The 18,894-nt window shown below is 63.7% G+C and carries 22 protein-coding genes; 8 read left to right on the top strand and 14 right to left on the bottom strand.

The features are described from left to right. Entirely contained in the window at positions 1-327 is a 327-nt protein-coding gene (locus tag AC0YKC_RS09315) for an ElaB/YgaM/YqjD family protein (RefSeq protein ID WP_320296578.1), read from the bottom strand. Between the two features lie 104 nt (positions 328-431). After that, the gene (locus AC0YKC_RS09310) at positions 432-1,193 is read right to left on the bottom strand and encodes a Crp/Fnr family transcriptional regulator (RefSeq protein ID WP_320296577.1); all 762 of its coding nucleotides are present in this window, start codon (positions 1,191-1,193) and stop codon (positions 432-434) included. A 152-nt stretch (positions 1,194-1,345) separates the two neighbouring features. Here AC0YKC_RS09310 and AC0YKC_RS09305 point away from each other — a divergent pair, with 152 nt between their 5' ends. Further along, the gene (locus AC0YKC_RS09305; RefSeq protein WP_320296576.1) at positions 1,346-1,726 is read left to right on the top strand and encodes a response regulator; all 381 of its coding nucleotides are present in this window, start codon (positions 1,346-1,348) and stop codon (positions 1,724-1,726) included. A gap of 131 nt (positions 1,727-1,857) precedes the next feature. Here the strand turns inward: AC0YKC_RS09305 and AC0YKC_RS09300 are convergent, their stop codons facing one another. Both AC0YKC_RS09300 and AC0YKC_RS09295 read right to left on the bottom strand, forming a co-directional pair. After that, positions 1,858-2,409 carry an RNA polymerase sigma factor gene (locus AC0YKC_RS09300; RefSeq protein ID WP_040985057.1) on the bottom strand — a complete coding sequence of 184 codons (552 nt, stop codon included), beginning with the start codon at positions 2,407-2,409 and terminating at the stop codon, positions 1,858-1,860. Between the two features lie 3 nt (positions 2,410-2,412). Continuing rightward, positions 2,413-2,616, bottom strand: a complete 204-nt coding sequence (locus AC0YKC_RS09295; RefSeq protein WP_320296575.1) for a NepR family anti-sigma factor — start codon at positions 2,614-2,616, stop codon at positions 2,413-2,415. Positions 2,617-2,833: 217 nt separating this feature from the next. On the opposite strand from AC0YKC_RS09295, the gene AC0YKC_RS09290 reads away from it, so the two are divergent. The 6 genes from AC0YKC_RS09290 to AC0YKC_RS09265 all read left to right on the top strand — a co-directional run bounded on the left by AC0YKC_RS09290 (position 2,834) and on the right by AC0YKC_RS09265 (position 6,417). Next, positions 2,834-3,628 carry a response regulator gene (locus AC0YKC_RS09290; protein WP_320296574.1) on the top strand — a complete coding sequence of 265 codons (795 nt, stop codon included), beginning with the start codon at positions 2,834-2,836 and terminating at the stop codon, positions 3,626-3,628. A gap of 170 nt (positions 3,629-3,798) precedes the next feature. After that, the gene (locus AC0YKC_RS09285) at positions 3,799-3,963 is read left to right on the top strand and encodes a DUF1328 domain-containing protein (RefSeq protein WP_018429836.1); all 165 of its coding nucleotides are present in this window, start codon (positions 3,799-3,801) and stop codon (positions 3,961-3,963) included. Between the two features lie 231 nt (positions 3,964-4,194). Further along, positions 4,195-5,166 carry a sensor histidine kinase gene (locus AC0YKC_RS09280; RefSeq protein ID WP_488510967.1) on the top strand — a complete coding sequence of 324 codons (972 nt, stop codon included), beginning with the start codon at positions 4,195-4,197 and terminating at the stop codon, positions 5,164-5,166. After that, positions 5,166-5,555: a hypothetical protein gene (locus AC0YKC_RS09275; protein ID WP_488510876.1), complete on the top strand. Its 390-nt coding sequence runs from the start codon at positions 5,166-5,168 to the stop codon at positions 5,553-5,555. The genes AC0YKC_RS09280 and AC0YKC_RS09275 overlap by 1 nt, the downstream gene beginning before the upstream one ends. Before the next feature lie 206 nt (positions 5,556-5,761). After that, positions 5,762-6,088, top strand: a complete 327-nt coding sequence (locus AC0YKC_RS09270) for a hypothetical protein (RefSeq protein ID WP_320296572.1) — start codon at positions 5,762-5,764, stop codon at positions 6,086-6,088. A gap of 83 nt (positions 6,089-6,171) precedes the next feature. Beyond that, the gene (locus AC0YKC_RS09265) at positions 6,172-6,417 is read left to right on the top strand and encodes a YMGG-like glycine zipper-containing protein (RefSeq protein WP_027166589.1); all 246 of its coding nucleotides are present in this window, start codon (positions 6,172-6,174) and stop codon (positions 6,415-6,417) included. A gap of 40 nt (positions 6,418-6,457) precedes the next feature. On the opposite strand, the gene AC0YKC_RS09260 is transcribed toward AC0YKC_RS09265, so the two are convergent. The 4 genes from AC0YKC_RS09260 to xylF form a co-directional block, all read right to left on the bottom strand. Next, the gene (locus AC0YKC_RS09260) at positions 6,458-8,125 is read right to left on the bottom strand and encodes a CHASE domain-containing protein (RefSeq protein WP_488510875.1); all 1,668 of its coding nucleotides are present in this window, start codon (positions 8,123-8,125) and stop codon (positions 6,458-6,460) included. 126 nt (positions 8,126-8,251) lie between these two features. Next, the gene (locus tag AC0YKC_RS09255) at positions 8,252-9,052 is read right to left on the bottom strand and encodes an ATP-binding cassette domain-containing protein (RefSeq protein WP_320296570.1); all 801 of its coding nucleotides are present in this window, start codon (positions 9,050-9,052) and stop codon (positions 8,252-8,254) included. A gap of 11 nt (positions 9,053-9,063) precedes the next feature. Then, positions 9,064-10,416 (bottom strand): sugar ABC transporter permease, encoded by a 1,353-nt coding sequence (locus tag AC0YKC_RS09250; RefSeq protein ID WP_320296569.1) that lies wholly within the window; start codon positions 10,414-10,416, stop codon positions 9,064-9,066. A gap of 253 nt (positions 10,417-10,669) precedes the next feature. After that, the gene (xylF, locus tag AC0YKC_RS09245; protein ID WP_320296568.1) at positions 10,670-11,710 is read right to left on the bottom strand and encodes a D-xylose ABC transporter substrate-binding protein; all 1,041 of its coding nucleotides are present in this window, start codon (positions 11,708-11,710) and stop codon (positions 10,670-10,672) included. A 366-nt stretch (positions 11,711-12,076) separates the two neighbouring features. On the opposite strand from xylF, the gene AC0YKC_RS09240 reads away from it, so the two are divergent. Beyond that, entirely contained in the window at positions 12,077-13,318 is a 1,242-nt protein-coding gene (locus tag AC0YKC_RS09240) for an ROK family protein (protein WP_488510874.1), read from the top strand. A 327-nt stretch (positions 13,319-13,645) separates the two neighbouring features. On the opposite strand, the gene phoB is transcribed toward AC0YKC_RS09240, so the two are convergent. The 6 genes from phoB to pstS form a co-directional block, all read right to left on the bottom strand. Next, complete coding sequence (gene phoB / locus AC0YKC_RS09235; protein WP_010911896.1) at positions 13,646-14,335, bottom strand: phosphate regulon transcriptional regulator PhoB; 690 nt, start codon at positions 14,333-14,335, stop codon at positions 13,646-13,648. A 16-nt stretch (positions 14,336-14,351) separates the two neighbouring features. Then, positions 14,352-15,059 (bottom strand): phosphate signaling complex protein PhoU, encoded by a 708-nt coding sequence (gene phoU, locus AC0YKC_RS09230; protein WP_320296566.1) that lies wholly within the window; start codon positions 15,057-15,059, stop codon positions 14,352-14,354. Positions 15,060-15,079: 20 nt separating this feature from the next. Beyond that, positions 15,080-15,883 (bottom strand): phosphate ABC transporter ATP-binding protein PstB, encoded by an 804-nt coding sequence (gene pstB, locus AC0YKC_RS09225; protein WP_320296565.1) that lies wholly within the window; start codon positions 15,881-15,883, stop codon positions 15,080-15,082. Then, positions 15,880-16,731 (bottom strand): phosphate ABC transporter permease PstA, encoded by an 852-nt coding sequence (pstA, locus tag AC0YKC_RS09220; protein ID WP_320296564.1) that lies wholly within the window; start codon positions 16,729-16,731, stop codon positions 15,880-15,882. Before pstA ends, pstB begins: the two co-directional genes overlap by 4 nt. 3 nt (positions 16,732-16,734) lie before the next feature. After that, positions 16,735-17,721 carry a phosphate ABC transporter permease subunit PstC gene (pstC, locus tag AC0YKC_RS09215; RefSeq protein WP_320296563.1) on the bottom strand — a complete coding sequence of 329 codons (987 nt, stop codon included), beginning with the start codon at positions 17,719-17,721 and terminating at the stop codon, positions 16,735-16,737. Positions 17,722-17,786: 65 nt separating this feature from the next. Further along, positions 17,787-18,845 carry a phosphate ABC transporter substrate-binding protein PstS gene (gene pstS / locus AC0YKC_RS09210; protein ID WP_488510873.1) on the bottom strand — a complete coding sequence of 353 codons (1,059 nt, stop codon included), beginning with the start codon at positions 18,843-18,845 and terminating at the stop codon, positions 17,787-17,789. Positions 18,846-18,894: the final 49 nt, after the last annotated feature.

Genomic DNA, 18,894 nt, shown 5'->3' with positions numbered 1-18,894 from the left:
CTAGCGGCGCGAAAGCAGGGCGAAGAGGAAGCCGACGCCGGCCGCGATCGCCAGCGACGTCACCGGCTTCTCGCGCACTTTGGCTATCAGCTGCGCTTCGATGTCCTCGGCACTTCCGCGCATGCTCTCGAACGCGGCTTCGCCCTGCGCGCGCAATTGCTCGACGCCGTCCTGCGCGGCGCGACGGGCTGCGCCATAGCCGTGCTGACCGGTCCTGGCGAGTTGCTCGGTGAGTTTCTGGATGTCCGCCTTCAGCTGCTCGATATCGGCTTCGAGATCGGCGGTGGTTGCTTGGTCCGTTGCGGATTTGCCTGCGGCGGTTGCCATTCTCTAACTCCTTGCGTTTGCGTTGGTTTCAACGCCCGTTCAGCGCCATGGTTCCGGGCCTGGCCGCCCAAGCACTGTAGAGGATGTTGGGATTCAGGTCAGGCCTAGATCAGCGGTCGGCGTTCTTCACCAAGCCCCTCCCATCGGGCAAGCTTCTTCAGTCCGTCATAGTCGATCACCTCGCAGCCGCCATCCCGCCACATGACAAGCTTGCGATCCATCAGCTTGCGGATCGTCTTGTTGGTATGGACCAGCGAAAGGCCGAGCGTGTCGGCGATGTGCTGTTGCGTGATCGGGATCTGCACCGGCGTCTTGCCGTTGAGCCCGGCGCTGCGCGCGCGGCTGGCGATGAAGGCGATGAGATAGGCCGCTCGTTCGAGCGCGGTGCGGCGGCCGATGCTGAGCAGGTTCTCGTCCAGCATGCGTTCCTCGCGCGATGCGATCCAGGTGATGTCATAGGCAAGGCCGGGATGGTTGCGATAGAGCTCCTGCAACTGGTCGCGTTCAAAGACGCATAGCAGCATCGGCGACAAGGCCTCGACCGAATGCTGCATCTCACCCATCAGGCTTCCCTGCAGGCCAATGAGGTCGCCAGGCATGGAAAAATTGAGGATCTGCCGGCGTCCGTCGGACAAAAGCTTGTAGCGGAACGCCCAGCCCGACAGCACGGTGTAGAGATGCGCGCTGTGGCTGCCTTCGACGAGGACTGTCGCGCCTTTGTCGACGGCGAGCTCGCCACGCTTGAAGGTGCTGATAAATGACAACTCCTGCTTGTCGAACTCGCGAAAGGCAGGCAACGGCCGCAGCGGGCACTTCTCGCAAGGATATTGACGACTGGCAGCCGGACGTGCGCTTTGGCTGGACATTTCGACCCCTCTTCGAAATCCCTGCCCTTATGGGCGCATGGAAACGTTCGAGAGAGGCAGGGGTTCCGCGGAGCGTCACGCCCATGTCTTTTTTAAATGACATCGTGATGGATTCCGCGCATCAGTGCGCCCCTGCCAAGGAGACATCGATAGTGACAGCATTGCTTGACGGATTGCGCATTCTCGTCCTCGAAGACGAGTTCCTGATCGCGATGGATGTCGAGCAGCTTTGCCGCGACCACGGCGCCGCGGATGTGACGATCATGCGCGAGCTCGGCGAGATCGATGGGCAGGCGCTGCCTGCGAACTTCGACGCGGCGGTGGTCGATCTGATGCTCGGTGGCGTCTCGACCTTGGATTTCGCCGCGCGGCTGCGCAGCGAGGGCGTGCCGTTCGTGTTCGCCTCGGGCTATTCGGATTCGGACGAGATCAAGGGCTCGTTCCCGGACATCCGGCTGGTCACCAAGCCCTACTCGGGCGACGATCTGATCGAAGCCGTGGCGATCGCCTGCGGCCGCGTCGCCCCGGCCTGAGGCCATCCTTGCAATCGGTAGCGTTGGCGATCGGCTTAGAGCAGTTCAGCGTTTGATAGAATCGCTGAACTGCTCTCACTCCTTGCGCAATTCTGGACAGAAAACCGCTGCGCACTTTTCTTGGAATTGCTCTAGGCTGCGTTCGAACCTGTCACCTGCGCAGAGATCGCGTCGGGGCCGAACTCGTCCTCTCCGGAAATCTTGAGGATCTCCTGCAGCCTGGCGCGCGCCCGGCTGACGCGGCTCTTGATCGTGCCGACCGCGCAGCCGCAGATCTCGGCGGCTTCTTCATAGGAGAAGCCGGAAGCGCCGATCAGGATGATGGCCTCGCGCTGATCCTCGGGCAGTTGCTCGAGCGCGCCGCGGAAATCCTTGAGGTCGAGCTGGCCATGCTGAGCCGGATGAACGGCAAGCCTGGCCGTCATGATGCCGTCGCTGTCCTGCACCTCGCGGCCGCGCTTGCGCATCTGCGAATAGAATTCGTTGCGCAGGATGGTGAACAGCCAGGCCTTCAGATTGGTGCCTGGCTGGAAGCTTTCATGCTTGTCCCACGCCTTGACCAGCGTTTCCTGGACGAGATCGTCGGCCCGGTCGGCATTCTGCGTCAGCGACACGGCAAAGGCCCGCAGGCTCGGGATCGCACCGAGCAGCTCGGTCTTGAAGCTCTGGGATACCGCCGCCATGCCTCAGTCCTTTTTCTGGGCAGGTTCGGTCTGTTCCAGTTGGCTGAGCAACTGAGCGAAACGGTCCGGGACATGGTCCGAGACCAACTCGTCATAATACTGCTTGAGCTTGCGGGCTATCTCGGAGTTTGCCCCCAGCGGATTGCCGTCCCCGTTCCAATGCCTGCTTGCGGCATCAGCCATCTGTTTCTTTGTCATTTCTTTCATAGTAGCCCTAGTTTCCAGCGCCTGAACCGCTCTTCGACTTCAAACCACAACGCAAGCGGAACCTTCGTCTGGTTGCCCATCCCGACCCCCGAAACGCCCGCCTGCTAATTTAGTTCCACAGCCGGCGGAACTTTTTCCGAAAGCCGGCGTTTGATTTCCGGGGCTTGCAATCAGTGCGGCCTTGAACGTGCAACGTCATCTGAGGGAGACGTCAACAATGGGTTTGTCCGCTACCATCGCTCCGCATCTTCCGTTCCTGCGCCGCTTCTCGCGGGCGGTATCGGGATCGCAGGAGAGCGGTGACGCGCTGGTCGCCGCGATGCTGGAAGCCATCATCGCCGACACCAATATCTTCCCCGAAGCCTCGAGCGACCGCATCGCGCTTTACAAGGTTTTCGCCAGGCTGTTCACGTCCGTGGCCATCCGCGTGCCGCAGGAACAGGCGCAGACAGCCTGGGAGCAGCGGGCCGCGGCCAATCTTAACGCGCTCGCGCCCTTGCCGAGGCAGGCTTTCCTTCTGGTTGCCGTCGAGGGCTTCAGCGAGGACGAGGCGGCGGAGATCCTCGATGTCGACGAGGATGAGTTCTCGGAGCTGCTTGCCCAGGCGAGCAACGAGATTTCCCGGCAGGTCGCGACCGACGTGCTGATCATCGAGGACGAGCCGCTGATCGCCATGGACATCGAGGAGATGGTCGAAAGCCTCGGCCACCGTGTGGTCGGCACGGCGCGCACGCATGCCGAGGCCGTGGCCGTGTTCGGCAAGACGCGGCCGAAAATGGTTCTGGCCGACATCCAGCTCGCCGACGGCAGCTCGGGCATCGAAGCCGTCAACGAGATCTTGTCCTCGACGCCGGTACCGGTGATCTTCATCACCGCCTTCCCGGAACGCCTGCTGACCGGCGAACGGCCCGAGCCGGCCTTCCTGGTCACCAAGCCGTTCAATCCCGACATGGTCAAGGCTCTGATCAGCCAGGCCCTGTTCTTCGATCGTCAGGCCAAAGCCGCCGCCTGATCCCTTCCGAAGCTTGGGACTTCGAGCGTCATGCTAGGCCTTCGCGCCGCGCGTGACGCTTGGCCGTTTGCGGACTGAAAAGCCCATCGAGGGGATCGTCTTTTTCAGCAAATGGTGGAACAAACGACACCGAACCACGTTCTTTTCCCGACGTAAGAAGGAGACGCATCATGCTGTACTGGGCGCTCGTATTTCTAGTAGTTGCGATCATCGCCGGCGCGCTTGGGTTCGGCGGCATTGCCGGCACATCGGCGGGCATCGCGCAGATCCTGTTCTTCATCTTCCTCGCCTTCCTGGTGATTTCGCTCATCGCAGGCCTCTTCCGGAGAGCCTGACCGCAACACTGGAAGCCGCACCCCTCAAACGGTTTCCAGCCACCGCCGGGCGGAGCTTCAAAAGAGCACCGTCCGGCGGACCGTTTTTGGAGAGCCCTGCAATCGGGGTGGTGACCGTGCGGAACCAGTTGCGGATTGAGCCGTTCAAGGACCGAGTGGGGGATGTTTCCAATGCCTTCCAAGGGTCCCACGAAGGACAGGGTTGAGAAGGAGAACAGTGAAGTGATCGCGATGCATCCTTCCGAAAGCGGGATGCAGGTCGGGCGTGCCTTGCTTCACGCCCTGCACAATGCCGGGATTTCGGTTCTCTACCAGGATCGGCAGATGAAGACGGTCTGGGCGCGCAACATGAACGCGCCCTGGGCGGCCGAAACCGCCGACGGCAAGGACTTGCTCTCGCCGGCGCAGGCCGAACGCATAAGGGCCGCCAAACTCAAGGTAATCGAATCCGGCGACGCGGACCAGCTTGAGCTCAGCATTCCGGGAAGCCAGGGCGTGCGCTGGTTCCAGCTTTGGATCGATGCCGACCGTGGCGACGCCGGCGACGTCCTCGGCGTCGTCACGACGATGGTGGAAACGACGGAGCAGAAACGCCGCGAGCAGACGCTTAAGGCATTGCTGCGCGAAGTCAGCCATCGATCGAAAAATCTCCTCGCCATCATCCAGAGCATCGCCACCCAGACCGGACGCTATACGGAGACGCTCAGTGAGTTCCTGGCGCGATTTCGCGGCCGGCTGCAATCGCTCGCGTCCTCGCAGGATCTGGTCACATCCTCCAACTGGCGAGGAGCGGCGCTGCAGGAGCTCGTATCCGGCCAGGTCGGCCGCTACAGCAGCGATCTGGCCCAGAGCCTGCGGTTCGCGGGCGAAAATCCTTATCTCAACCCCAATGCCGCCCTGCATATCGGCCTGGCGATGCATGAGCTGGCCGTGAATTCCGTGAGCTATGGCGCGCTGTCCCGGCCGGACGGCCATGTCGAGGTTCGCGCCAGGCTCGAGGCCGAAAACGGAATCGCGCCCAACCTTTTGCTGATCTGGACGGAGGTGGTTGGCGCCGCGCCGCGCAATGAGAAGCGCTTCGGCAGCGTGGCGCTGGAACGCGTCGTGCCGATGTCGCTGAACGGCTCCGCGACGCTGGAGATCGGCAAGGACCGCATGGAATACCGCCTCACGGTCCCGCATGGGAATTTCGAGACGGATTGATGGCGCCGCCGACGGCGCGAGAGCAGCTCCCAGGAAAGGCGCTTGGCGATCAGGCTCGGCGGCTTCGCCGTAGCTATCCGCCCGGAATTGCGCCGAAACGGAGCCTTGCCGGCCAAGGTCTTAACCGGCTGTTCACCATAAAGTCCGATCCTGTGTATCCGGCTAACGATTTGCCGGAAACCCGTCCGCGCCCCCGGCGCGCGATCTGGGAGAGTGGAATGATGGTTGCCGACATGAACAGGCTGGAGCAGGCCGCCCGCGTCTCGATGAGCGGCTTCCAGGAAGCCGAGCCGCCGCCGGCGCCACATTCATCCCTTCTTCTTCTCCGCCTTGGCGCGATCGCGCTTCTGGCCGCCGTGGCCTTGACCGCGGCCTGGCAATTGTTCTGACCCGCATGCGGCTTTGACGCCCAGGCTTTAAAGCATGTCTCCCGAAAGTGGGCCGGTTTCGGGACAAAGACATGCTTAAAATCAAAAACTAAAGCAGGTCGCGTGAATCTTTTTTCACGCGACCGGCTTGAGGAGCGCTTCAGGCTCCGGCCCCCGGAACTTTTGTCCGCCGAGAATCGTTGTCTGCGGCGAGAGGTTTGGAGCCCATGGAACACATCGCCGCATTGCTCTTCGTCGTCGGCTGTTCCAGCTCGATGACCGACTGCCGCGAACTCCAGGTGCCGGTCAGCGTCTTCGAGACCGAGCAGGCCTGTACGGCCGAAAGGCCTTTCGCCCTCGGCGACCTGCAGGGCCAGGCTCCCCGCATCATCGGCAAATGCCTCGCCGTCGATCCGGCGCGGGAGGATGATTACGACCAGATCGTCTGGAACGTGAAACCCGACGGCACGCTGGTCGCATCCCTGGAGGTTTCCGGCATGCTTGTCGCGTCGAACCGTGAGCGCCCCGAAAAAGACTATGTTAGGCAACAGTAAAATCGGACAGGCAAAGCCCGGTTTTTCATGCTAAATGATTGCTGGCACTGCCAAAAGTGAGGACAAAAGTGAGGAGCAATTCTATGCGGAAGATGATCATTGCCATGGTTGCCGTGGTTGCTGTCAGCGGCTGCACCACGACCGAGCAGGATGTCGTCGGTGGCGGCCTGATCGGCGCCGGCGTGGGCGGCCTGGTCGGTGGCGGCAAGGGTGCGCTGATCGGCGCGGCCGTCGGCGCCGGGTCTGGCCTCCTGGTTCGCAACCTGCGCAACGGCTATTGCCAGTATCGCGATCATCGCGGCCGGATCTACACGGCTCGCTGTAACTAATACCGGAAGAGAACCGGAGGCCGGCAACCGGCCTCCGGTTTCAAACCGCTGGTTGGCTCGCCATCGGGGACATTTTGGCCGCTGACGCGGTCAGCGGAATTTTGATTTCCACCTTCAATCCTTCGGCCTGATAGTCGCGCGCGATCGTTCCGCGCAACTCGCGCGTGACGTTGAGATCGATCAGCTTGGTGCCGAAGCCGGTCTTGGCCGGCGCTTCCAGTTTCTTCTGACCCGCCTCGCGCCAGTTCAGGACCAGCGTCCGCTCCCGGCCGCGACCTTCGTCGACGCTCCAGTCGACCTTGAGGGCGCCGACGGAACTGCCGGCTTCGCCATATTTCAGCGCGTTGGTGGCGAGTTCGTGGAAGGTCAGCCCGAGCGCCTGCGTCGTCGTCTCGTCGAGCAGTACTTCCGGGCCTGACAAGACACCTGCGGGAAGGTCCTTGCCGAACACCTGCCCGAGCTCGATGCGCAGCAGGTCGCCGAGATCGGCTTTCTGCCAGCGCGAGCGGGTGAGCATGTCTTGCGAAGCCGCCATGGCCTGGAGGCGCGCCGAGAACGATGCCGAAAACTCCTTGACGTCGGTGGCCTGCGAGGCCGTCTGCCGCGCGATCGCCAGCACGCGGGTGATCGAATTCTTGATGCGGTGCTTCATCTCCTGCAGGATCAGATCCTTCTCCAGCAGGCTCTTTTCGGTCGCCTCGTGCAGCGCCGATTTCGCGTCATAGGCACGTTCCTGGTAGCGCGCCACCAACGCGATAGCGCCGGCAGCCAGAAGGCCGAACAACCCGAGCATCACCGGAATGGCGCGTGAGGACGGCGGCTCGAAGGCGCTTGTCGGCCTGAACAGCACGGTCCAGGGCCGGCCCGCGACGACGATATCGCGACGCGCCAGAAGTTTCGCGCCGATGCGTTCCGCCGGCGGTGCTTCAGAACGGAAAAGCAGATTACCGCCCTCCGGCTTGCCGTCATAGACCTCGACATTGACCGGCAGCAGCGGCGAGCGGCTGAGCGCGACCTGGAACAGGTCCTGGGCTCGGAACGCCGCGTAGAGGAAGCCGGCGGTCGAAGAGCGGCTTGCATTGATGACCTCGGGCGCGGTTTCGACGTTCAGCCGCACGAAGACCAGGAAGCCCGTGAAGGTCTGCGCCACGCCGGCGCCCTGTCCGAGCTGGACCACGCCGCTCGCATGCTGCCGGTCGTCGGCCATCGCCTTTTCGATCGCCGCGCGCCGCACCGGCTCGGTGAACATGTCGAAGCCGATGATCGACTGGTTGGACGTATCGAGCGGCTCGAACAGCACGATGGGCGTGCGCCATTGCTCGGTCGTTGCGGGATAGACCGGATGCGCCGTCCCGAGGTCGTGCAGGATGTCGCGTTCGACCGCCGCCTCGTCGCCGGTCTTGGCGAGCCTCAGGAAGCCGATCCCGCGCAGCCCCGCGAAATTGTCGCTTATGTCGAGCGCGGTGAAGAAGGCTTTGAATTCGCCGCGCGTGATGTCGCCGTTGCGGGCATCGAACAGTGCCTGCGTCGAACGCAGCAGCGACAGATGCAGGTCGATGCGGCTTTCGATGCGGTTGAGCGCGTCGTCGGCGGTCCCCTCGAACTTGATCCGCGCCGCCTCCTGCGTCGCGAAATAAGCGAACCCCGCCATCGTCAGGCTGATCAGCGCGACGGCGACGAAGGCAACGATCGGAAAGAGCTTCTTCAAATCAGCGATGCGGCCCGTGGACGGTCGACGACCTTTATGGGCAAGTCTCCGCGCCAACACAATGGCGCGGCCAAATCATCACAGGGGCTGGTCCATCACGCAGCCGTTAATTAGCCGGCTATCCGTTCATGCCGCGATCTTCAGCGCGCCTGGACCCGGGATGGCGCCTGGCGGGCATTTGCCCAGGATGATCATGCCGAGCACCTCGTCCTGGGTGACGTCGGTCGTGCGCGCGGTGCCGACCACCTGGCCGTTCTTCATCACGCAGACCCGGTCGGCGAGTTCGAACACGTCGTGGATGTCGTGGCTGATCAGGAAGATGCCGATGCCGTCGGCCTTGAGCTGCTTGACCAGCTCGCCGACCTGCGCCGTCTCTTGCGGGCCGAGCGCCGCCGTCGGCTCGTCCATGATCAGGATGCGGGCGTTGAACAGGATCGCGCGCGCGATCGCCACCGACTGCCGCTGTCCGCCCGACAGCTTGATGACAGGCTCCTTGAAGCGCTGGAAGCGTGGATTGAGCCGGCCCATCACCTTGCGCGCCTCAGCTTCCATGGCGACGTCGTCCAGCGTGCCCCAACCCGTCATCAGCTCGCGGCCGAGGAACAGATTGGCGGCGGCATCGACATTGTCGGCCAGCGCCAGCGTCTGGTAGATCGTCTCGACGCCGTATTTCTTGGCGTCGCGCGGATTGGAGATCGAAGCCTCCTCGCCATTGATGAAGATCTGCCCGCTGTCGCGCTTGTAGGCGCCGGACAGGATCTTGATCAGCGTCGATTTGCCCGCGCCATTGTGGCCGAGCAGCGCCATCACTTCGCCGGGGAAAAGATCGACCGAGGCGTCGTCGACGGCGCGGATGCCGCCGAAGGCGATCGAGATGTTGCGCATGTCGACCAGCGGAACGCCGGCGGGAGCGGATTTTTCAGCCATGCTCGTTCTCCTCAGACCCGCTTGCGATAGATGGTGTCGAGCCACACCGCGACGACCAGCACGGCGCCCACGACGATGCTCTGCAGCGGCGAATCGACGCCGAGCAGCACCATGCCGGACTGCAGCGACTGCATCAGAAGCGCGCCGAGCATCGCGCCGAGCACGGTTCCGGAGCCGCCGGCGAGCGAGGTGCCGCCGATGACCGCCGCGGCGATGACCAGAAGCTCGTCCAGCGTTCCGAGCACGTTTGTCGAGGAGTTCTGCCTGGCCGACGAGATCGCCGCCGCGATCGTCGCCAGCACGCCCATGATCATGAACACCTTCATGGTGATCCAGCGCGTGTTGATGCCGGCGAGGTTGGCTGCTTCCGGATTGCCGCCGATGGCAAAGACATAGCGGCCGAAGCGCGTGCGCTTGGTGACGAAGGTCATGATCAGGCCGACGGCGACGGCCATCAGCACCGGAATGGCGATGCCATGCGCGATGAACAGCCCGCCTTCGGGAACGGTGATGTTGTTGGCGGCGGCGTAGCGGTTCACGATGCCGACCGGCCAGGGATAGGAATTGGCGAGCCACACTGCGCCCAGGATGACCGCGCAGGTGACGGTGGCGAGCAGCGTCTCGGCCCAGACCGGACGCAGCGGGAAGCGGAAGCGCTTGCGCTGCACGCGGCCGTTGAAATGCATGAAGATGACCGCCAGGCAGGCGGCGATGCCGACGGCCCAGCTCCACTTGGCGCCGATCGAGCCCGCCGGGCCGCCGCCCATCAGCTGGAACGTGGCGTCGAGCGGCGCCACGGTCTGGCCGCTGGTGACCCACCAGGCAGCGCCCCGCCATACCAGCAATCCGCCCAGCGTGACGATGAAGGCCGGCACTTCGAGATAGGCGATGATGAAGCCCTGGAAGGCGCCGATGATGAGGCCGAGCGCCAGGCCGATCAGCAATGCCAGGACCCAGATCCAGGGATTGCCCAATTCAAGCCCGACGAAGCGAACCAGGAAATGCACTTGGGCAAAGCCCATGACCATGCCGATCACCCCTTCGGCCGATCCGACCGACAGGTCGATGTTGCGCATGACGATGACCAGCACCATGCCTGAGGCCATGATCGCCACGGCCGAAGTCTGAACCGACAGGTTCCACAGATTGCGCGGCGTCAGGAAGGTGCGGCTGTCGAAGTCGAGCGGATTGACGCCGAGGCGCAGGCTGGAAATCACGTGCAGCCCGACCCAGATCAGCAGCAGCGCGCCTATCATGCCGAGCATGCGGGTATCGATCTCGGTTGCCTTCAGGAACCTGGCGACAGCGCCAAGTTCCGACGCACGCGCGGTGTCCGCCGATTGGGTAGACGTCGTGTCGGTCATGATTTCCTCCCGCCGGCCTGCCCGTCTGACGCGGATGCCTGGCCAAGCCTAGAAGCTATCCGCCAGAGGCGGAAACACAAAACTTTTTGAGAAAACGCCGCGGCTTCAACGCAATCCCAGGAAAAGTGCGTGGCGGTTGGGATCGGCGACTTCGCCGTGGCTTCCCGTCCGGGATTGCGGCAACAAGGAACTGGAGCGGTTCATCGAACCGCTCCAGGCCGCGGCGCAGGATTTTGATCGAGAGCCGGCAAACTTAGTTGCAGACCTTGACGCTGCCGGCGGCAACGCCAGCGCAAACTTCGTCCTTCTTGATCCAGCCGGCGTCGATGACGACGTTGAGATTGTCCTTGGTGATCGCGATCGGGGTCAGGAACAGCGACTTGACGGTGTTGCCGCCAGGCGTCGTGAAGTCCTTGGCGCCGGCGATGTCGCCCATCTTCTTGCCGTTGGCGAGCTGCGAGGCGATCTCGGCGGCGTTCTTGCCAAGCTCGCGCGCGTCCTTCCACACCGACACGGTCTGCGTGCCGAGCGCGATGCGGTTGAGCGCCGCGTGATCGCCGTCCTGACCCGAGACCGGAACGGTGCCGGCCAGGCCTTGCGCCGTCAGCGCCGCGACGACGCCGCCGGCGGTGCCGTCATTGGCCGCCACGACCGCGTCGACCTTGTTGTCGTTGGCGGTCAGGAACTGCTCCATGTTCTTCTGCGCGTTGGCCGGCAGCCAGCCGTCGGTATAGGCCTCGCCGACATTCTTGATCTTGCCGCTGTCGATCGCCGCCTTGAGCACTTCCATGGAGCCCGAGAACAGGAAGTCGGCGTTCGGATCGGAACCCGAGCCCTTGATGAAGACGTAGTTGCCTTCCGGCTTGGCCTTGAACACCTCGCGGGCCTGCATGCGGCCGACTTCCTTGTTGTCGAAGGTCAGGTAGAAGACGTCCTTGTTCTCGATCAGGCGGTCATAGCCGACGACCGGAATGCCTTCGTCGAGCGCCTTCTGCACCGCCGGACCGATGGCCGAGGCATCCTGAGCCAGGATGATCAGCGAATTGGCGCCCTGCGAGATCAGGCTTTCGACATCGGTCAGCTGCTTGCCCGGATTGGACTGCGCGTCGGCCGAAATATACTTGTCGCCGGCGGCCTCGATGGCTGCCTTCATCGCCGCTTCGTCGGTCTTCCAGCGCTCTTCCTGGAAATTCGACCAAGAGACGCCGATCACCTTGTCCTTCGCCTCGGCGACCGACGCCAACGTCAGCGACATGGCAACGCCCGCCAGGATGGCGGCTGCGAATTTCTTCATGATATCCTCCCTGCGCTCTGTGCGGCGCGACCCAGACTGGCCCGAAGGCCGGTAGAGAGGCTTTTTTTCGAGCCTCAAAAAAATAGTGATCCAGCAAAACGACGCTGTCAACTGCGATTCTGATGGGTTTTGATGGGTCCGAACATTTTTTTCGACACCCGCAATAAATAATGACATGGACCTTGGCTTCTGCCAGTATCCAGAAGCAATTCCAGGAAAAGTGCGCAGCGGTTTTCCGCCCGGAATTGCGTCAGAACAAAAGACAGACGGTTCGCCGTTTCCGCAAATGGTGAACCGTCTGGCGTGTCAACGCTAGGCCATGGCATCATCACAAGGCCGCGATGACCGGGGAGGACGTGCGAAGACATGTCGGTCGGAATCCGTCACGACGATTTGCGCCGGCGCAACCGCGCCATGGTGATTTCGGCCGTGCGCCGCGCCGGCCAGCCTTCGCGCACGGAGATTGCCGCCACCACCGGGCTCAGCCACTCGACCATTTCGGCGATCTCCGCCGATCTGATCCAGGAAGGCATTCTCACCGAGAGCAAGGCCAGCGAGCCGACGGCGCTGAAACGCGGCCGGCCGCAGATCGGCCTGGCGCTGAACCCTGAAGCCGCCGCGGTGCTGACCGTGGTCTTGTCGCTGAACTTCCTGTCGGTCGCCGTGATCGATTATGCCGGCCAGGTGGTCGCCGAGGAGCAGCAGCGCTTGGACACGCTTGTCATGCCCCGCGACGACTTGATCGGCGAATGCGTGGCGATCGTCCGGCGCCGACTGCAGGATCCCGACCTCGAGGTGAGCAGCGTCGCCCGCATCGCCATGGGCATCCAGGGCATCACCGATTCCCACGCACGCGCCATGCTGTGGTCGCCGATAACGCCGCTGACCGGCATTCCTTTCGCCGACATCCTCGAGCAGGAATTCGGCATCCCCGCCACCATGGAGAACGACTGCAACATGATGGCGGTGGCGCTGCAATGGCGCGACCCCGAGCGCTATCGCGACGACTTCATCGCCATCCTCCTGTCGCACGGCATCGGCATGGGTCTGGTGCTGAAGGGCGCGCTGTTCACCGGCACGCATTCCTCGGGCGGCGAATTCGGCCACATGATCCACCGCCCGGGCGGCGCGCTTTGCCGCTGCGGCCGGCGCGGCTGCGTCGAGGCCTATGCCGGCAATTACGCGATCTGGCGCAGCGCCATGAAAATGAGCGAGGACGCCGAGCCGGTCGACGTCGGCGACGCCGACATGCGAGCCCTCGCCGCCAAGGCGCGCGAGAAGGACGGCCCCGAGCGGGAGGCTTACCGTCGGGCCGGCGAGGCGCTTGGTTTCGGTCTCGGCAGCCTGTTCGCCCTCATCGACCCGGCGCCCGTGGCCATGGTCGGCGTCAGCGCGGCCGCCTTCGACCTGATCGAGCCGGCGCTAAGGGCGGCGATCGCCCAGACCGCGGGCGGCCAGCACTCGGAATCGATCTCCTTCGACACCGAGCCTAACGAGCTGCCGCTGATCCGCGAAGGCTGCGCCATGCGCGCGCTGACCTTCGTCGACCAGGAGATTTTCGCGCCGGGCATGCAGGCAAGAGCGGGCAGCGGAAAAAACGTGGCCTGAGCGGCTTTGAAGTGACCGCTGGTCGCTGAGGACAGCAGCAGACGCTTGAGATTAGCGATGGCCCCGCAGCTTCGTCATTCCAGGGCGAAGCAGGAGCGAAGCTCCGTCGCGAAGACCCTGGAATCCATGCCGTTACTTCGATCGTAGGCGCAGCGGAGCAGAATTCTGCACCGCCCCGGCACGTCGAAGTCACGGAATGGATCCTCGGGTCTGCGCTGCGTCGCTACGCTCCTTGCTCCGCCCGTGGATGACGACGCTAGAAGCGTCTCGGCTAATCACCATCGCAGATGCCGGGAGCGGAGCCGTCAGCGCTTCCGCGCCCTATCCCTAATCCTCCCTGATCGCGTAACCCGCCCCGCGAATGGTTCGGATGACGTCGGGCATGCGGCCGTTGTTGACCGCCTTGCGCAAGCGGCCGACATGGACGTCCACCGTGCGCTCGTCGATATAGATCGTCTCGCCCCAGACATTGTCGAGCAGTTGGCTGCGCGAGAACACGCGGCCAGGATGCCGCATCATGAATTCGAGCAGGCGGAACTCGGTCGGGCCGAGCCTTATCTCGCTCTTCTTGCGGTAGACGCGATGCGACTCGCGGTCGAGCACGATGTCGCCGACCTTGAGCACGCTGGACAGCACCTCCGGCTTGGCGCGGCGCAGCAGCGCCTTGACGCGCGCCATGAATTCCGGCGTCGAGAACGGCTTGACCAGGTAGTCGTCGGCGCCGGTCGAGAGCCCGCGCACGCGGTCGCTTTCCTCGCCCCGCGCCGTCAGCATGATGATCGGCAGCCGCTCGGTCTCGGGCCGCATCCTGAGGCGCCGGCAGAGCTCGATGCCGGAAACCGCCGGCACCATCCAGTCGAGCACGAGCAGGTCGGGAACGTTTTCCTGAAGGCGGATTTCGGCCTCGTCGCCGCGGGTCACCACTTCCACCTGGTAACCCTCGGATTCGAGATTGTAGCGGAGCAGCACCCCCAGCGGCTCCTCATCCTCCACCACCATGATGCGTGGCGCGATCATCGGGGTAACCTTCTCGTCAGGCCGCCGGCGCCGACATTGCCGTCTCGTCCTGCTTGGGACGGTTGGCGGGCAATTGCGTACCGGTGAGCACATAATAGGCGTTCTCGGCGATGTTGGTCACATGGTCGCCGATGCGCTCGAGATTCTTGGCGCAGAACAGAAGATGCGTGCAAGCGGTGATGTTGCGCGGATCTTCCATCATGTAGGTCAACAGCTCGCGGAAGACGGACGTGTATTTGACGTCGATGCGCTCGTCGTCGTTGCGCAGCTTGGCCAGCGCAGTGGCGTCGCCCACCATATATTCCTGGGTCACGGCCTGGACCTGGATCAGCACCAGCTGCGCCATGGAATCGATCGAATGCGTGAGGTCGCGCGGCGCGGTGCTGACGCCGACCGCGCCAACGCGCTTGGCGATGTTCTTGGCAAGATCGCCGATGCGTTCGAGATCGCCCGCCATGCGGATCGAGCCGACAACGTTGCGCAGGTCGTCCGCCATCGGCTGCCGCTTGGCGATCAGCGTGATGGCGCGGTCGTCAAGCTCGCGCTGGCGCGCGTCCATGATGGCGTCGTCGGAGACGACGCGCTGCGCCAGCGCATTGTCGGTTTCGAGCAGGGCCCTGGTCGCGCCGCCGACCATGGAGCCGGCCAGATCGCCCATGTCGTTGATAAGCCGGCTGATCTGCCTCAGATCCTCGTCGAAGGAGGCGACGGTATGTTCGGCCATGATGATGTCCTCGTATGAACTCAGCCGAAGCGGCCGGTGATGTAGTCCTGCGTGCGCTTTTCGCGGGGCGAGGTGAAGATCTTCTCGGTCCGGTCGAACTCCACCAGCTCGCCCAGATACATGAACGCCGTCTGCCTCGACACGCGCGCCGCCTGCTGCATGTTGTGGGTGACGATGACGATCGTATAGTCGGCCTGCAACTCGTCGATCAGTTCCTCGATCTTGGCGGTCGACAGCGGATCGAGCGCCGAGGCCGGCTCGTCGAGCAGGATGACCTCGGGCTTCACCGCCACGGTGCGGGCGATGCACAGGCGCTGCTGTTGGCCGCCGGAAAGGCTGAGGCCGCTGGCGTTGAGCTTGTCCTTGACCTCGTTCCACAGCGCGGCGCGCTTCAGCGCCGACTCGACGCGGCTGTCCATCTCGGCCTTGCTGATCTTCTCATACAGCCTGACGCCGAAGGCGATGTTCTCGTAGATCGACATCGGGAACGGCGTCGGCTTCTGGAACACCATGCCGATCTTGGTGCGCAGCAGGTTGAGGTCCTGCGAGCGGTCGAGGATGTTCTTGCCGTCGAGCAGTACCTGGCCCTCGGCGCTCTGCTTCGGATAGAGCTCGTAGATGCGGTTGAGCACGCGCAGCAGCGTCGACTTCCCGCAGCCCGACGGGCCGATGAAGGCGGTCACGCTGCGCTCCGGCAAGGACAGGTTGATGTCCTTCAGCGCCTTCGATTGGCCATAGTAGAAATTGAGGTTCTTGACCTCGATCTTGGCCTTCTCGACGGTCGTGTCGGCTACGTTCAGGTCGGTGGACAACATCGGTTTCATCTGTCCTCTCTGCGTCCGGTCAGGCTGCGGGCGATGATGCTCAGCCCGAGAACCGTAAGGGTGATTATGAGTGCGCCCGTCCAGGCCAGTTGCTGCCATTCCTCGTAGGGGCTGAGGGCGAACTGGAAGATGGTCACCGGCAGGCTGGCCATCGGGGCATTGAGATTGCTCGACCAGAACTGGTTGTTGAGCGCGGTGAAGAGAAGCGGCGCGGTTTCGCCGGAGATGCGGGCGATCGCCAGCAGGATGCCGGTCACGATGCCGGACAGGGCCGCGCGATAGGCGACCGAGCGGATCACCACCCAGCGCGGCGCGCCGATGGCGGTGCCCGCTTCGCGCAGCGCGTTGGGCACGAGGTTCAGCATGTCCTCGGTGGTGCGCACCACGACGGGGATCACCAGGATCGACAGCGCGACGGCGCCGGCAATCGCCGAGAAGTGCCCCATCGGCCGTACCATCAGCTCATAGACGAACAGGCCGATGATGATCGATGGCGCCGACAGCAGGATGTCGTTGATGAAGCGCACGATCGTCGTGAGCTTCGAGAAGCGCCCGTACTCGGCCATGTAGGTGCCGGCCAGCACGCCGATCGGCGTGCCGACGATAATGCCGATGATGGTCATGACGATGCTGCCGTAGATGGCGTTGAGCAGGCCGCCGGCGTCGCCGGGCGGCGGCGTCATCTGCGTGAACACGGCCAGGTTCACCCCGGAGAGCCCCTTATAGAGCAGCGCTCCGAGGATCAACGCCAGCCAGGCGAGGCCGATGCCAGCCGCGACGACGCACAGCGCCATCATCACGGCGTTCTTGCGTTTGCGGCTTTGGTGAAGCGATGCGGCAGTCGACATCGGTCAGGCTCCCGTGCGGCTATCGATGCGCAACAGCATGTAGCGTGCGAGCGCGAGGATGATGAAGGTGATGATGAACAGGATCAGGCCGAGCGATACCAGCGAGGACGTATAGAGATCGCCGTCGGCCTCGGTGAATTCGTTGGCGATGGTCGCCGAGATCGTCGTGCCCGGCGCAAACAGCGAGGCGCTGATGCGGTGCGCGTTGCCGATAACGAAGGTGACGGCCATCGTCTCGCCGAGCGCGCGGCCGAGGCCGAGCATGACGCCGCCCATGATGCCGACGCGGGTATAGGGGATGGTCACGCGCCGGGTCACTTCCCAGGTCGTGCAGCCGATGCCGTAGGCCGATTCCTTCAGCACCGCCGGCACCGTGTCGAACACGTCCTTGGTGATCGAGGTGATGAAGGGCAGCACCATGATGGCGAGGATCAGCGACGAGGTCAGCAGGCCGATGCCGTAGGGCGGGCCGGCAAACAGGCTGGAGAGCCCCGGTATGCCGTGGAAAATATAGATGATGAAGGGCTGCACCGTCGTCTGCAGGAACGGCGCGAAGACGAACAGGCCCCAGATGCCGTAGATGATCGAGGGAATGCCGGCAAGCAGCTCGACCGCAATGCCGATCGGGCGCCGTAGCGGGCGCGGGCAAAGCTCGGTCAGGAAGACGGCGATGCCGATGCCGATCGGCACGGCGATGAGGATGGCGATGGCCGAGGTGACGATGGTGCCGTAGATGGGCGCCAGCGCGCCGAAATTCTCGGTGACCGGGTTCCAGGATTCGGTGGTGAGGAAGGAGAAGCCGAACTTCGACAGCGCCTCCCACGAGCCGGCGACCAGCGAGATCGCGACGCCGCCGAGCAGAACCAGCACGAGGATGGCGGAAAGGCGGGTGGCCGTCCGGAAGGCCATGTCGGTGAAGGCGAAGCGGCGCACTGTCGCTTCTCTGGTCCGCAGGGCGGACGATGTCGCGGCTTCGGAAACGGCTGTCATTTACCCCCTCGCATTTCGAAAGAGACAGGAGGGCGCCCAAAGGCGCCCTCCTTATTCGCTAGGAATTACATGCCGGAGTAGAGCGGCTTGCCGTTCGCGTCGACGATGTCCTTGCCCCACATCGCCTCGACACTCTTCACGACGGCGTCGGGCATCGGAACATAGTCCAGGCTGGCGGCCAGCTCGTCGCCCTTGGCGTAGGACCAGGCGAAGAACTTGAGCGCTTCGGTCGTGGCCGCGGCGTCGTCGGGCTTCTTGTAGACGAGGATCCAGGTGGCCGACGTCATCGGCCAGGATTCAGCGCCGGCCTGGTTGGCCAGGATGACGCCGTAGCCCGGCTGCGAGCTCCAGTCGGCATTGGCCGCGGCGGCCGAGAAGGCAGCGGCGGTCGGCTCGACCTTCTTGCCGTCCTTGTTGACCAGGTCGGTGTAGGTCAGCTTGTTCTGCTTGGCATAGGCGTATTCGACGTAGCCGATCGCGCCGCCGGTCTGCGAGACGTTGTTGGCGACGCCTTCGTTGCCCTTGGCGCCGATGCCCACCGGCCATTCGAGCGCGGTGTTGACGCCGACCTTCGACTTCCAGTCGGCGCTGACGTCGGCTAGGTAGTAGCTGAAGTTGAACGTGGTGCCCGAGCCGTCCGAGCGGTGCACGACGGCGATCGCCTGGTCGGGCAGCTTGGCGTCGGGGTTGAGCTTCTTGATCGCTTCGTCGTTCCAGTTGGTGATCTTGCCGGAGAAGATGTCGGCCAGCGTCGGACCGTCGAGAACCAGTTCGCCCGGCTTGATGCCCTCGAGGTTGACGACCGGAACGATGCCGCCCATCACCATCGGGAACTGCGCCAGCCCGGTGGAGTTGAGATCCTCGCCCTTCAGCGGCGCGTCGGAAGCGCCGAAGGTCACGGTCTTGGCCTTGATCTGCTTGATGCCGCCGCCGGAGCCGATCGACTGGTAGTTGAGACCGATGCCGGTCTCCTTCTTGTAGGCGTCAGCCCACTTCGCATAGATCGGATAGGGGAAGGTGGCGCCGGCGCCGGAAATGTCGGCTGCCATCGCGGCGGAGATGCTAAGGGTTGATGCCGCAGCCATTGCAATCGCAACGGCCGCCGAGCGGATGAAATGTCTCATGTGGCCTGCTCCTGTTCGGAAGATGGTCTCTCGGCACCCGTTGTATCGG

The organism is Mesorhizobium sp. CNPSo 4661 (assembly GCF_057784215.1).
Note: the sequence above shows the minus strand (reverse complement) of the source record. Positions and strands in the feature narration are given on the sequence as shown.

Excerpts from the sequence above, each read along its gene's own strand:
- AC0YKC_RS09290 (WP_320296574.1), top strand. The coding sequence starts at position 2,834 with ATGGGTTTGTCCGCTACCATCGCTCCGCATCTTCCGTTCCTGCGCCGC.
- AC0YKC_RS09255 (WP_320296570.1), bottom strand. The coding sequence starts at position 9,052 with ATGGCTGAAAAATCCGCTCCCGCCGGCGTTCCGCTGGTCGACATGCGC.
- AC0YKC_RS09275 (WP_488510876.1), top strand. The coding sequence starts at position 5,166 with ATGGCGCCGCCGACGGCGCGAGAGCAGCTCCCAGGAAAGGCGCTTGGC.
- AC0YKC_RS09270 (WP_320296572.1), top strand. The coding sequence starts at position 5,762 with ATGGAACACATCGCCGCATTGCTCTTCGTCGTCGGCTGTTCCAGCTCG.
- AC0YKC_RS09250 (WP_320296569.1), bottom strand. The coding sequence starts at position 10,416 with ATGACCGACACGACGTCTACCCAATCGGCGGACACCGCGCGTGCGTCG.
- AC0YKC_RS09285 (WP_018429836.1), top strand. The coding sequence starts at position 3,799 with ATGCTGTACTGGGCGCTCGTATTTCTAGTAGTTGCGATCATCGCCGGC.
- AC0YKC_RS09300 (WP_040985057.1), bottom strand. The coding sequence starts at position 2,409 with ATGGCGGCGGTATCCCAGAGCTTCAAGACCGAGCTGCTCGGTGCGATC.
- pstC (WP_320296563.1), bottom strand. The coding sequence starts at position 17,721 with ATGACAGCCGTTTCCGAAGCCGCGACATCGTCCGCCCTGCGGACCAGA.
- phoU (WP_320296566.1), bottom strand. The coding sequence starts at position 15,059 with ATGGCCGAACATACCGTCGCCTCCTTCGACGAGGATCTGAGGCAGATC.
- AC0YKC_RS09310 (WP_320296577.1), bottom strand. The coding sequence starts at position 1,193 with ATGTCCAGCCAAAGCGCACGTCCGGCTGCCAGTCGTCAATATCCTTGC.
- AC0YKC_RS09315 (WP_320296578.1), bottom strand. The coding sequence starts at position 327 with ATGGCAACCGCCGCAGGCAAATCCGCAACGGACCAAGCAACCACCGCC.
- pstA (WP_320296564.1), bottom strand. The coding sequence starts at position 16,731 with ATGTCGACTGCCGCATCGCTTCACCAAAGCCGCAAACGCAAGAACGCC.
- pstB (WP_320296565.1), bottom strand. The coding sequence starts at position 15,883 with ATGAAACCGATGTTGTCCACCGACCTGAACGTAGCCGACACGACCGTC.
- AC0YKC_RS09295 (WP_320296575.1), bottom strand. The coding sequence starts at position 2,616 with ATGAAAGAAATGACAAAGAAACAGATGGCTGATGCCGCAAGCAGGCAT.
- AC0YKC_RS09240 (WP_488510874.1), top strand. The coding sequence starts at position 12,077 with ATGTCGGTCGGAATCCGTCACGACGATTTGCGCCGGCGCAACCGCGCC.
- pstS (WP_488510873.1), bottom strand. The coding sequence starts at position 18,845 with ATGAGACATTTCATCCGCTCGGCGGCCGTTGCGATTGCAATGGCTGCG.
- AC0YKC_RS09280 (WP_488510967.1), top strand. The coding sequence starts at position 4,195 with ATGCATCCTTCCGAAAGCGGGATGCAGGTCGGGCGTGCCTTGCTTCAC.
- phoB (WP_010911896.1), bottom strand. The coding sequence starts at position 14,335 with ATGATCGCGCCACGCATCATGGTGGTGGAGGATGAGGAGCCGCTGGGG.
- AC0YKC_RS09265 (WP_027166589.1), top strand. The coding sequence starts at position 6,172 with ATGCGGAAGATGATCATTGCCATGGTTGCCGTGGTTGCTGTCAGCGGC.
- xylF (WP_320296568.1), bottom strand. The coding sequence starts at position 11,710 with ATGAAGAAATTCGCAGCCGCCATCCTGGCGGGCGTTGCCATGTCGCTG.